Here is a 12,560-nt window from a genome sequence, read left to right as displayed (position 1 = left end):
CCCGGCCGTCGGCGTTCGGGCGTTCTGTATCTTGTGGCTCGAACTGCTTTACGGTGAAGGGGATCCCGGGCGTGCCACTGCACAAGGACGACCCGAAATCGGTCGGCGGATACAAGCTGGTCGACCGGCTCGGCTCCGGAGGCATGGGGGTCGTCTACTGGGGCAGATCGCGCTCGGGCCGTGACGTCGCCGTCAAGGTGGTGCACGCCCAGTACGCGGAGGACAAGGTCTTCCGCGCCCGCTTCCGGCACGAGATCGAGTCCGTCCGCAAGGTCAGCGGCGCCTTCACCGCGCCCGTGGTGGACGCCGACCCGGAGGCGACCCGGCCCTGGATGGCGACCCAGTACGTCCCCGGCAGCTCCCTCGCCGAACGGATCCGCGACCACGGAGCCCTCAAGGGCGCCGAACTGCGGCGGCTGGCCCTGGGGTTGGTGGAGGCGCTGGAGGACATCCACCGGGCCGGAGTGGTGCACCGGGACCTCAAGCCCGCCAACGTCCTGATGGCCGAGGACGGCCCCCGCGTGATCGACTTCGGCATCTCCCGCGCCGCGGAGAACCACCAGACCCTGACCGAGACCGGCCAGATGATCGGCACCCCGCCGTTCATGTCACCGGAACAGTTCACCGACGCCCGCACGGTCGGGCCCGCCTCGGACGTCTTCTCCCTCGCCGCACTCCTGGTCTACTCGGCCACCGGACGCGGCCCCTTCGACGCCGACAGCCCGTATCTGACCGCCTTCCGCGTCGTCCACGAGGCGCCCGGACTGGACGGTGTGCCGCGGACGTTGCGCCCGGTCCTGGAGCGCTGCCTGGTCAAGGAGGCCGCCGACCGGCCCGGACTGGACGTGCTGGCCAAGGAGTTCGCCGAGGCCCTGCCCGAGTCCGACCCCATGGACCCGGACACCACGACTTCGGGTCCGGCCGACCTGAGGGCCGTCGAGGAGACCTACGGCGGCGCCGACCCGGCGATGCCGACGGGCCTGCCCAAGCCCCGCCGCCGGACCCGGAGGAGCCGCCGCCTGCTGGTGGCGGTCGGCACGCTGGGCGCGGTGAGCCTCGGCCTGGTCGGGTACCTGAGCCTCGGCCCGGGATTCTCGGACGCCTCCCAGGAGACGAGCTCGACAGCCGCGTCCGGGGCCACCCGCTGGTCGGCGGTGCCCGAGGGCTGGCAGGCCTGGCAGACGACGATGTTCGGGACCGCACGGTCGGGCGAGGTCAACCCGCTGGCGAAGGGCGGCGAGAGCACGATCGACGCCACCTGCCGGCCGTACGAGAACGCGGTCTACTGCGCGGGCAACACGATCCTCCCGGTCCGCCTGGACGGCCGTACCGGCGCCACCGTCTGGCGCTCCGCCCTCGCGACCGCCGCCGAGGGCACGGACTCGTCGGGCAACAACTTCGCACTCCTCGGCGTGCGGGACGACGCGATGATCCTGCAGCACGACGTCTTCGCGGCCGACGGGAGCACCAGGTCGAGCATCGTCGCCCTCGACACCGAGACCGGCGACCAGCTGTGGACCCGCGACCGGGGAGGGGCGAGCGTCGACCAGCTCATGGTCGGCGACCTCGTCATGACCCCCGACACCAGCGGCCGGCTGGTGACGGCACGGTCCCCGCGCACCGGCACCGACCGCTGGACCGCGCAGCTGCCCGCCGGCGACTACTGCCAGTTCGCGACGGCCGGCTCCCGTCTCTACGCGCACTGCTTCCCGGACGACGAGTCCAAGGACGCCGTACTCCTGGAGCTGGACAAGACCGACGGAACAGTGCGCAGACGGCTGAGAACCCCGAACGGGAGCGGTCTGCTCGGCACCGTCGACGGCCGCCTCGCCGTGGCCGTCGCGGTCGACGTCGGCTCCGGCCCGGCGCGCCCCGAGGAGAACACCTTCGACGAGATCCGGCTCCTCGACCCGGACACCGGCGCCACCACCACGACCGAACTCACGCGCAGCCACAAGGGCTCGATCCGCCTCGCCGCCGGCACCGTCTGGATCACCGGGGCCAATGGCCAGGTCACCGCGGTCTCCCCGCTGACCGGCAAACAGCTCTGGCAGACCCGGACCAGCGTCGAGGACTCGGGCCGGCCCACCTACGACCCCACCACCCGCACGCTCTACCTGGCCAGCCTCAGCGGCCGGGTCGCCGCCCTCGACTCCCGCAAGGGCACGCTGCTCTGGGAGACCGGCGCCCGGGCCGACCAGCTCGCCAGCGGCTCGACCAAGTCCACGGTGTCGCTGGACGGCGGGGCGGTGGTCGTGAACACACCGAACGGGACGGTCTTCAGCATGGACCCCGCTCACCCCGAGGGGTGAGCGGGCGCCGCAGGAGTCCTACGGCAGCGCCAGCATCCGCTCCAGCGCCAGCTTCGCGAACGTCTCGGTCTCCTTGTCGACCTCGATGCGGTTGACCAGGTTGCCCTCGGCGAGGGACTCCAGGGTCCACACGAGGTGGGGGAGGTCGATGCGGTTCATCGTCGAGCAGAAGCAGACCGTCTTGTCGAGGAAGACGATCTCCTTGCCCTCGGGCGCGAAACGGTTCGCGAGCCGTCGTACGAGATTCAGCTCGGTCCCGATGGCCCACTTGGAGCCGGCCGGAGCGGCCTCCAGGGCCTTGATGATGTACTCGGTCGAGCCGACGTAGTCCGCCGCGGCCACGACCTCGTGCTTGCACTCGGGGTGCACCAGGACGTTGACGCCCGGGATCCGCTCGCGCACGTCCCGCACCGACTCCAGGCTGAAGCGGCCGTGCACCGAGCAGTGGCCCCGCCACAGGATCATCTTCGCGGCCCGCAGCTCCTCGGCCGTCAGCCCGCCGTTCGGCTTGTGCGGGTTGTAGAGGACGCAGTCCTCCAGCGTCATCCCCATGTCCCGCACGGCGGTGTTCCGGCCGAGGTGCTGGTCGGGGAGGAAGAGCACCTTCTCGCCCTGCTCGAAGGCCCACTCAAGGGCCTTCTTGGCGTTCGACGAGGTGCAGATCGTGCCGCCGTGCTTGCCCGTGAACGCCTTGATGTCCGCGGAGGAGTTCATGTACGAGACGGGGACGACCTGCTCGGCTATCCCGGCCTCGGTCAGCACGTCCCAGCACTCGGCGACCTGCTCGGCGGTGGCCATGTCGGCCATCGAGCACCCGGCGGCCAGGTCCGGCAGCACGACCTTCTGGTCGTCGCCGGTCAGGATGTCCGCGGACTCCGCCATGAAGTGCACACCGCAGAACACGATGTACTCGGCCTCCGGGCGCGCGGCCGCGTCCCGGGCCAGCTTGAAGGAGTCACCCGTGACGTCGGCGAACTGGATGACCTCGTCGCGCTGGTAGTGGTGGCCGAGCACGAAGACCTTGTCCCCGAGCTTCTCCTTGGCCGCGCGGGCCCGCTCCACCAGGTCCGGGTCGGACGGCGAGGGCAGGTCGCCGGGGCACTCGACACCCCGCTCGCTCTTCGGGTCGGCCTCACGGCCGAGGAGCAGCAGGGCGAGAGGAGTCGGCTGTACGTCGAGCTCCGTGGTCTGGGCGGTGGTCACGGCACGCACCCTTTCTACTTTTCGTCGATCTGACGTTATCTATCATAACCCGGTTCACGTCACTTTGACGATGGTCATAGCGTCGATGTGACATGAATCCCGGCGCCGCTCCGGCGGGTGATCTTCGGGCCGCTGTTCGCTTCGTCGCGGGTGTGCGAGCATGAAAGAACAGGCGAAAAGACAAGGCGCGCGGCCCGGAATGAATCCGCGGCCCTGACGGTTGAAGCCGTCGGCAAGCAGTCTCCGTACAACCCGGGAGAGATGTAGATGTCCGTATCGGACGAGAAGACCACTGTCAGCGACGGCATCCTCCTGTCCGACGCCGCCGCGGCGAAGGTCAAGGCCCTGCTCGACCAGGAAGGCCGTGAGGACCTGGCCCTGCGCGTGGCCGTTCAGCCCGGTGGCTGCTCGGGCCTGCGCTACCAGCTCTTCTTCGACGAGCGCTCCCTCGACGGCGATGTCGTCAAGGACTTCGGCGGAGTCAAGGTCGTCACCGACCGCATGAGCGCCCCCTACCTCGGCGGTGCGTCGATCGACTTCGTCGACACCATCGAGAAGCAGGGCTTCACGATCGACAACCCGAACGCGACGGGCTCCTGCGCCTGCGGCGACTCGTTCAACTAGATCGGTACGCCGGCCGCGTCCGCGAGGGCCGGCCGAGTCCGTACGACGGTGAAGGCGGCGGCCCCCTCCGACAGGGCCGCCGCCTTCATGTGTTCCGGAGCGTGCGGACTACCGCGCCCCGGACGTCTCCGGCAGCCGCGCCCCCGCCTTCTCCAGCGGGATCCCGGTGCCGTCCGTGCCCACGACCTTCCGGTCGCCCACGGGCTTCTCCAGCTTCACCGTCTCGTGGTAGATCTTCGCGATCATGATGCAGATCTTCTTGTCCGGCCACGGTGTCTCGGTCACCTGGACCGTCACCTGGTCGGAACCCTCGACCACCGACGCCTTGTAGTCGGAGCAGACCCCGCCCGTGTAGGTCACGGTGAGCTCGTCGCCCTCGGCGGTGTAGCCCTCCACCTTCACATCACGCTCGGCCGGCGCCGCGGTCGGCTCGTCCGGGTCCGGACCGGTCGGCCGCGGGCTCGGCTGTCCCGTCGGCTCGTCGGTGGGCGCCGGGGACGGGGTGGCCGAGGCCAGGTACTTCGGGTCGATCGCGGGATACGTCACCGTGAAGCCGTCCTGCGCGCCGGACGCCCGCACCTCGAACAGCCACGACGGCACCAGCGCCTGCCGGGCGTCCACGTAGTGCGAGGCCAGCCCGAACACAGCCTTCTCGACCGTGATCGTCTCCTGCTTCGGCGTACCCGTCCCCTCCGACCCGCAGGGCGCCTCGAGGCGGTCCTTGAGCGGTACGGAGGTGGCGCAGCCACCGATGCCCATGCGGTGGTCGGTCGACGGCACCGCGTTCAACTGGTCCAGCGCCTTCTCGGCGCTCACGACGGGGTACGTGTCGCTCTTCGACGGCGTCCTCAACTGACCGCTGCCGCCGACCACTTCGCCCTGCGCGTTGACGGTGACCCCAGTCGTCCAGCCGTGCGTCGGCAGCCCGCCGACCACCGGATCGGCGTTCACCACCCGCTGGGCGCCCATGACCTGACTCGCGTCGACCTTCGCGTCGTCCTGCCCGACCGCCTTCAGCACCGGCGCCGCGGCCTTCTTCGCGGCCTCCTCGCTCACCGGGTCGCCGGCCGGTGCGGCGGGGTCGCTCGCACACACCGTCGCGCTCCGGCAGTCGTCGGTACCCGGCGCGTACCGGTGGAACGTCCACGCCCCCGGCGCCTGCTGGTTCACCTGGAGACTCGGCCCGGCCGCCTCCTGCCCGCCGACCTTCCAGGCCTTGCCCTCCAGAACGGGCGTCCCCTCCACCCCGAGCGCCTTCGCCAGCCGGGCCACGTCGTCCTTGGTGACCTCACCGACCGCGCGGTACACGGGGGCCTCGCCGGGACCGTCCGGCAGCGTGCCGGCGGCCTGATAGGTGACGCCGTACGGGTTGGGCTCACCCGGCGCGATGCCGGCCGTGCCGCCGTCGCCCTCGGTGTACCCGTCGAGGTGGAGCAGCGGGGGAGTGTCGTCACCGTTCGCCCCGGACGTCGTACCGCCACCGCCCGAACTGCCGGCGGCCGAGGTGGCGAGATACGCCCCACCGCCCCCGACGAGCAGCACGGCGGCCGCGACGGAGGCGACGAGCACGGGCGAGCGCCGCCGACCGGCACGCGGAACCTCGTGCTCGCCGTCCCGGGGAATCTCCTGCTCGGAGGCGTCGGAAGCCACGGAAGTGTCGGACACTCCGGCGGCCTCGGAAGCCACGGAGGCTCCGGCGGCTCGGGAAGCCTCGCGCGTTCCGGCAGGTTCGGAAATCTCGTGGGACTCAGCAGCCTCGGAAGCCCCGGCGGGCTCGGGAATCTCGTCCGGCTCGGGAGTCTCCGAAGCCTCGCCGATCTCGGCGGTCTCGTCCGCCTCGGAAGTCCCAGCGCCCCCGGAAGCCTCCGGCGCCTCCGCTGCCTGCTCCTGGGGGGCCTCCCCGGGGGCCTCCGTCTCCGGGGGCCCCTCCGCCGCCGTACCGCCGTCCTCGTCGGCGATCTCGGCGACCCCGGCACCCTCATCGGCGCCCGTGGCCTTGCCGACCTCGGCGTCGTCGTCGTTCTCGGGTCGCTGGGTGTTCACCGCATCGCTCCTTCGGCCGCGCATCTGTCCCTATGACCCTGACCCGGCCCTGTCAAAACGGCCGGCGGAGGGTCGTATCCCACATCCCCTTTACGGGGGACAGCGATGGGACGCAGCGGGGGAGCGCATGGTTCCCCGGAAGGCGCTGTTTCAGTCGCCGTAGTCCGACATCGCGTCCAGCATCCGGGCGGACTCGGTCGGAACGGTCACGCCGTGGATGAGGGAGGGGGAGACGGGAACGGCGGCGACCCGGTCGGGAGCCAGCCAGTGCGGGGCCATCCGTGCGCAGTCGCCGAGCAGCGCCGCGAGATCGCCGTCCGGGTCGGCCGGAACGGGGGCGTGGACCTTGAGGTTCGTCATGACGGCACCGTATGCAGGTCGGAGCCCGCGAAGAAAGATCTACTATCGGGTAGTTTTGGCGGCTTCAGAGCCCCGTGCCGACCGGGTAGCGTGAACTGTCAATAAACCCTCCCCTCAGGAGAGTCCTCGCCGTGCGCATCGCAGTCACCGGCTCCATCGCCACCGACCACCTCATGACCTTCCCCGGCCGCTTCGCCGACCAGCTCGTCGCGGACCAGCTGCACACGGTCTCGCTCTCCTTCCTGGTCGACAATCTGGACGTACGCCGGGGCGGCGTAGGCGCGAACATCGCCTTCGGTATGGGCCAGCTCGGCACCGCCCCGATCCTGATCGGCGCCGCGGGTTTCGACTTCGACGAGTACCGCGCCTGGCTGGACCGCCATGGCGTCGACACCGCGTCCGTCCGTATCTCCGAGACGCTGCACACCGCGCGCTTCGTCTGCACCACCGACGCCGACCACAACCAGATCGGCTCCTTCTACACCGGTGCGATGAGCGAGGCCCGCCTCATCGAGCTGAAGACCGTCGCCGACCGCGTGGGCGGCCTCGACCTGGTCCTCATCGGCGCCGACGACCCCGAGGCGATGCTCCGGCACACGGAGGAGTGCCGGTCGCGCGGCATTCCGTTCGCCGCGGACTTCTCCCAGCAGATCGCCCGGATGAACGGCGACGAGATCCGGATACTGCTGGACGGCGCGACGTACCTGTTCTCCAACGAGTACGAGAAGGGCCTCATCGAGTCGAAGACCGGCTGGACCGACGAGGAGATCCTCGCCAAGGTCGGCCACCGGGTCACCACGCTGGGCTCGCGCGGTGTCCGTATCGAGCGGGTCGGCATGGACCCGATCGAGGTCGGCTGCGCGGAGGAGGAGCGCAAGGCGGATCCCACGGGCGTGGGCGACGCGTTCCGCGCGGGGTTCCTGTCGGGACTGGCGTGGGGGGTGTCGCTGGAGCGTGCGGCGCAGGTCGGGTGCATGCTGGCGACGCTCGTCATCGAGACGGTGGGTACGCAGGAGTACCAGCTGCGTCGGGGGCACTTCATGGAGCGGTTCACCAAGGCGTACGGGCATGAGGCCGCGGCCGAGGTCCAGGGGTACCTGGGCTGAGTTTGCCGTCGGCGGGTGCGTGGGGGCTGGTCGCGCACACGCGGCGGTAGCCGCATATCGACACAGCCCCGCGCCCCTGAGGGTGGTCAGCTTGACCGGCGGACTAGGTACGCCGTTCCTTTTTCCGCCGGTTCTTCGCCTACGTAGTCCTGCTCGCGCATCTCGCACCACGCGGGGATGTCCAGTCGTGCTGCCTCGTCGTCCGAGAGGACCCGGACGAGGCCGCCGACCGGGACGTCCCCGATGACCTTCGCGAGCTCGATCACGGGGATCGGGCACCGCTTGCCCAGGGCGTCGACGACGAGCTCGTCCTTCTTCATGACCGCCACCGGCGTCGGCGCGCCCAGCTTCTCGCGTACCCCCGACACCGCCCCCGGCAGCACGGCGAGGAACCTCTCCACATCCTCCGCCGTCGCTCCTCGTGGCAACGAGACCCGCACATTCCCCTCACTCAGCACTCCCATCGCCTTCAGCACATGGCTGGGCGTCAGCGTGCTGCTCGTGCAGGACGAGCCGGACGAAACGGAGAAACCCTCCCGGTCCAGCTCGTGCAGCAGTGTCTCCCCGTCGACATAGAGACAGGAGAAGGTGACGATCCCGGGCAACCGCCGCTCCGGATCCCCCACCACCTCCACATCCGGCACCAGCCGCGGCACCCGCACCCGGATCCGCTCCGTCAGCTCCCGCAGCCGTGCCGCCTCTTGGGCCGCCTCGGCCCGCACGGCCCGCAGCGAGGCCGCCGCCGCGACGATGCCCGGCAGATTCTCGAACCCCGGCGCCCGCCCCGACTCCCGCTCGTCCACGGGCCCTTGAGCGGCGAACCGCACGCCTTTCCGTACGACGAGCAGCCCGACCCCGGACGGCCCGCCCCACTTGTGCGCACTGGCCGCCAGCAACGACCAGTCACCCTCGACCGTCCCCCACCCGAGCGACTGGGCCGCGTCCACGAACAACGGCACCCCGGCCGCCCGGCAGGCCTCGGCCACGGCGGCGACCGGCTGCTCCGTCCCCACCTCGTGGTTGGCCGACTGGAGACAGGCCAGCGCGGTGTCCTTCCGGAGCAGAGCGGCGTAGGCCGAGGGATCCACCCTCCCCGACCGCTCGACCGTCACCCGATCGACCGAACCGCCCTCCCTCTCGTGCACTTCGGCCGAATGGAGCACGGATGAATGTTCAACCGCTGACACGATCAGGTGACCCCCGACGCGCCGCCGCGCAGCCAGAACCCCCGCGATTCCGGTGTGTACGGCCCGTGTGCCGGACGAGGTGAAGGTCAGCTCATCAGGACGACACCCGACAGCCTCGGCAGCGGCTTCCCGAGCGGCATCCAGCAGCAGCCGGGCCCGCCGCCCCTCTCGATACAACCGCGCGGGATCAGCCCACCCTTCGTCCAGGGAGGCCAACAGCGCCTGACGAGCGACGGGATGAAGGGGCGCGCTGGAAGCAGCGTCGAAGTAGGACACCCGCCAACGCTAACGCCGCCAGGGGTGCGGGGCTGTGTCTCTTTGCGGCTCCGCCGCGTGGGCGCGACCAGCCCCTACGAACCCGCAGCCGCCAATCCAGCGAACCCCCCACCTATAGGCACCCCTCCCCGCGAACCCCCGAAGGGGGTGGGCTAGGGTTTGGTCCGCATAAACATCCAAACCCCTGCCCGACGCAGGGCGGCGACCGACCACCGAGTAAGGCAGGCCGCAGCCAATACGCGCGGGCGAGACTCTCGGGAAGGCGCTACGTGAGTCCCAACGGCTCCGACCGCTCGCCGCGGCGCCCGATGCGGCGGAAGCTGCTGCAGGCAATGACCGCGGGCCTGGTCCTGGCGACCGCGACCGGTTGCACATACAAGGACTTCCCCCGCCTTGGTATGCCCACCCCCACCACCGAAGAGGCTCCGCGGATCCTCTCTCTGTGGCAGGGCTCGTGGGCGGCCGCGCTCGCCACCGGCGTGCTGGTCTGGGGCTTGATCCTGTGGAGCGCCATGTTCCACCGGCGCAGCCGCACCAAGGTCGAGGTTCCTCCGCAGACCCGGTACAACATGCCCATCGAGGCGCTGTACACGGTGGTCCCCCTCATCATCGTCTCGGTGCTCTTCTACTTCACGGCTCGTGACGAGTCGAAGATCCTGAGCCTCGACAAGAAGCCCGACGTCACCGTCAATGTCGTCGGCTTCCAGTGGAGCTGGGGCTTCAACTACATCGAGAACGTCGACGGTTCCACCGGTGACGCGAAGACCGACGAGAACCTGGACGCGATCCCGCAGCGGTTCAAGGACCAGTTCCCGGCCGCCGCCGGCGGTGTCTACGACGTCGGTACGCCCGGCACGCGGAACCCGCAGACCAACAACCCGGGCCCGACGCTCTGGCTCCCCAAGGGCAAGACGGTCCGCTTCATCCTCACCTCGCGTGACGTCATCCACTCCTTCTGGGTGGTGCCGTTCCTGATGAAGCAGGACGTCATCCCGGGGCACACCAACTCCTTCCAGGTGACCCCCAACAAGGAGGGCACCTTCCTGGGCAAGTGTGCCGAGCTCTGCGGCGTCGACCATTCCCGAATGCTGTTCAACGTGAAGGTCGTCTCGCCCGAGCGCTACGAGCAGCACCTCAAGGAACTCGCCGAGAAGGGGCAGACCGGTTACGTTCCCGCGGGCATCGAGCAGACCGCCCACGAGAAGAACCGGGAGACGAACAACCTGTGAGCATCCTCAACGAACCCCAGGGTGCCGCGGCAGGGTCCCACTACGAGGACGAACTGCCGGTCCGGCGCAAGCAGCCCGGCAACGTCGTGATCAAGTGGCTCACCACCACTGACCACAAGACGATCGGGACGCTGTATCTGGTCACGTCGTTCGCGTTCTTCTGCATCGGTGGTCTGCTGGCGCTGTTCATGCGCGCCGAGCTGGCCCGTCCCGGTCTGCAGATCATGTCGAACGAGCAGTTCAACCAGGCGTTCACGATGCACGGCACGATCATGCTGCTGATGTTCGCGACGCCGCTGTTCGCCGGTTTCGCGAACTGGATCATGCCGCTGCAGATCGGCGCGCCGGACGTGGCCTTCCCCCGGCTGAACATGTTCGCCTACTGGCTGTACCTGTTCGGCTCGCTCATCGCGGTCGGTGGCTTCCTCACCCCGCAGGGCGCGGCCGACTTCGGCTGGTTCGCCTACAGCCCGCTGTCCGACGCGGTCCGCAGCCCCGGCATCGGCGCCGACCTGTGGATCATGGGTCTGGCCTTCTCCGGCTTCGGCACCATCCTCGGCTCGGTCAACTTCATCACCACGATCATCTGCATGCGCGCACCCGGCATGACCATGTTCCGCATGCCGATCTTCGTGTGGAACGTGCTGCTGACCGCGGTGCTGGTCCTGCTGGCCTTCCCGGTCCTGGCGGCCGCGCTGTTCGCCCTGGAGGCGGACCGCAAGTTCGGTGCGCATGTCTTCGACTCCGCCAACGGCGGGGCCTTGCTATGGCAACACCTCTTCTGGTTCTTCGGCCATCCAGAGGTGTACATCATCGCGCTACCGTTCTTCGGCATCATCTCCGAAGTGATCCCGGTCTTCTCCCGTAAGCCGATGTTCGGCTACATGGGCCTGGTCGCCGCGACGATCTCCATCGCCGGTCTGTCCGTGACGGTGTGGGCACACCACATGTACGTCACCGGCGGCGTGCTCCTGCCGTTCTTCTCCTTCATGACGTTCCTCATCGCCGTGCCAACGGGTGTGAAGTTCTTCAACTGGATCGGAACGATGTGGAAGGGCTCGTTGTCCTTCGAGACACCGATGCTCTGGGCCACCGGCTTCCTGATCACCTTCACCTTCGGCGGTCTGACCGGTGTCATCCTGGCCTCGCCGCCGATGGACTTCCACGTCTCGGACTCGTACTTCGTGGTGGCGCACTTCCACTACGTGGTGTTCGGCACCGTCGTCTTCGCGATGTTCTCCGGCTTCCACTTCTGGTGGCCGAAGATGACCGGCAAGATGCTCGACGAGCGCCTCGGCAAGATCACCTTCTGGACGCTGTTCATCGGCTTCCACGGCACCTTCCTGGTCCAGCACTGGCTGGGTGCCGAGGGCATGCCGCGTCGTTACGCGGACTACCTGAACGCCGACGGATTCACCGCCCTGAACACGATCTCGACGATCAGCTCGTTCGTGCTCGGCGCGTCGATCCTGCCCTTCTTCTACAACGTGTGGAAAACGGCCAAGTACGGCAAGAAGGTCGAGGTCGACGACCCGTGGGGCTACGGCCGCTCGCTCGAGTGGGCGACGTCCTGCCCGCCCCCGCGGCACAACTTCCTCACCCTGCCGCGGATCCGCAGCGAATCCCCGGCGTTCGACCTGCATCACCCGGAGATCGCGGCTCTCGACCAGCTCGAGAACGCGCCTCACGGTGAGAAGGCCCTGGCTGGTGGCAAGGAGGCCGGCAAGTGAAGGTCCAAGGCTGGATGTTCATGTGGCTGAGCGTCTTCGTGCTCGCCATGGCGGTTGTCTACGGCGTGTGGTCGAAGGAGCCTGCCGGTACCACGGCGCTCTTCCTGGCCTTCGGCCTGTGCATCATGATCGGCTTCTACCTGGGCTTCACGGCCAAGCGGGTCGACGTCGGTGCGCAGGACAACAAGGAGGCGGACGTCGCGGACGACGCCGGCGAGATCGGGTTCTTCAGCCCGCACAGCTGGCAGCCGCTGTCGCTCGCCATCGGTGGCGCGCTGGCGTTCCTGTCGATCGCGATCGGCTGGTGGCTGATGTACTTCTCGGCGCCGCTGCTCATGATCGGTCTGTGGGGCTGGGTCTTCGAGTACTACCGCGGTGAGAACCGCACCCAGTAGCACGAGCTGAGCTCGAAGGAGCCCGGACACTCCGTCAGGAGCGTCCGGGCTCCCGCTTTTGCAGCAGTGCTGTTCCCTCGTACGAGTTACCCACC

The 12,560-nt window shown here is 69.1% G+C and carries 10 protein-coding genes; 6 read left to right on the top strand and 4 right to left on the bottom strand.

Annotated elements, in window-relative coordinates:
• Positions 1-71 precede the first annotated feature (71 nt).
• A complete protein-coding gene (locus OG381_RS15255) occupies positions 72-2,312 on the top strand; it encodes a protein kinase domain-containing protein (protein WP_327716646.1) in 2,241 nt (746 codons plus the stop codon).
• A gap of 18 nt (positions 2,313-2,330) precedes the next feature.
• Here OG381_RS15255 and nadA read toward each other — a convergent pair whose 3' ends face one another.
• On the bottom strand, positions 2,331-3,515 hold the full coding sequence (gene nadA / locus OG381_RS15250; protein ID WP_327716645.1) for a quinolinate synthase NadA: 1,185 nt from the start codon (positions 3,513-3,515) through the stop codon (positions 2,331-2,333).
• 267 nt (positions 3,516-3,782) lie between these two features.
• Here nadA and OG381_RS15245 point away from each other — a divergent pair, with 267 nt between their 5' ends.
• Positions 3,783-4,139 carry an iron-sulfur cluster assembly accessory protein gene (locus OG381_RS15245; RefSeq protein ID WP_266893491.1) on the top strand — a complete coding sequence of 119 codons (357 nt, stop codon included), beginning with the start codon at positions 3,783-3,785 and terminating at the stop codon, positions 4,137-4,139.
• A 108-nt stretch (positions 4,140-4,247) separates the two neighbouring features.
• On the opposite strand, the gene OG381_RS15240 is transcribed toward OG381_RS15245, so the two are convergent.
• A complete protein-coding gene (locus OG381_RS15240; protein ID WP_327716644.1) occupies positions 4,248-6,182 on the bottom strand; it encodes a hypothetical protein in 1,935 nt (644 codons plus the stop codon).
• A gap of 150 nt (positions 6,183-6,332) precedes the next feature.
• Positions 6,333-6,542: a hypothetical protein gene (locus tag OG381_RS15235; protein ID WP_327716643.1), complete on the bottom strand. Its 210-nt coding sequence runs from the start codon at positions 6,540-6,542 to the stop codon at positions 6,333-6,335.
• A 131-nt stretch (positions 6,543-6,673) separates the two neighbouring features.
• Here OG381_RS15235 and OG381_RS15230 point away from each other — a divergent pair, with 131 nt between their 5' ends.
• Positions 6,674-7,648: a carbohydrate kinase family protein gene (locus tag OG381_RS15230; protein ID WP_327716642.1), complete on the top strand. Its 975-nt coding sequence runs from the start codon at positions 6,674-6,676 to the stop codon at positions 7,646-7,648.
• A gap of 86 nt (positions 7,649-7,734) precedes the next feature.
• On the opposite strand, the gene OG381_RS15225 is transcribed toward OG381_RS15230, so the two are convergent.
• Positions 7,735-9,111, bottom strand: a complete 1,377-nt coding sequence (locus OG381_RS15225) for a cysteine desulfurase/sulfurtransferase TusA family protein (RefSeq protein ID WP_327716641.1) — start codon at positions 9,109-9,111, stop codon at positions 7,735-7,737.
• A 269-nt stretch (positions 9,112-9,380) separates the two neighbouring features.
• On the opposite strand from OG381_RS15225, the gene ctaC reads away from it, so the two are divergent.
• Genes ctaC through OG381_RS15210 form a run of 3 tightly spaced genes read left to right on the top strand, consistent with a single transcriptional unit; the run spans position 9,381 to position 12,465 of the window.
• Entirely contained in the window at positions 9,381-10,340 is a 960-nt protein-coding gene (gene ctaC, locus OG381_RS15220; protein ID WP_307031917.1) for an aa3-type cytochrome oxidase subunit II, read from the top strand.
• The gene (gene ctaD / locus OG381_RS15215; RefSeq protein ID WP_327716640.1) at positions 10,337-12,070 is read left to right on the top strand and encodes an aa3-type cytochrome oxidase subunit I; all 1,734 of its coding nucleotides are present in this window, start codon (positions 10,337-10,339) and stop codon (positions 12,068-12,070) included. Before ctaC ends, ctaD begins: the two co-directional genes overlap by 4 nt.
• Positions 12,067-12,465 (top strand): cytochrome c oxidase subunit 4, encoded by a 399-nt coding sequence (locus OG381_RS15210; protein ID WP_327716639.1) that lies wholly within the window; start codon positions 12,067-12,069, stop codon positions 12,463-12,465. The genes ctaD and OG381_RS15210 overlap by 4 nt, the downstream gene beginning before the upstream one ends.
• Positions 12,466-12,560 lie beyond the last annotated feature (95 nt).

It is taken from the genome of Streptomyces sp. NBC_00490 (assembly GCF_036013645.1).
Lineage (GTDB): Bacteria > Actinomycetota > Actinomycetes > Streptomycetales > Streptomycetaceae > Streptomyces > Streptomyces canus_F.
The sequence above is the reverse complement of the archived record's forward strand: the minus strand, read 5'-3'. Positions and strand labels throughout refer to the sequence as shown.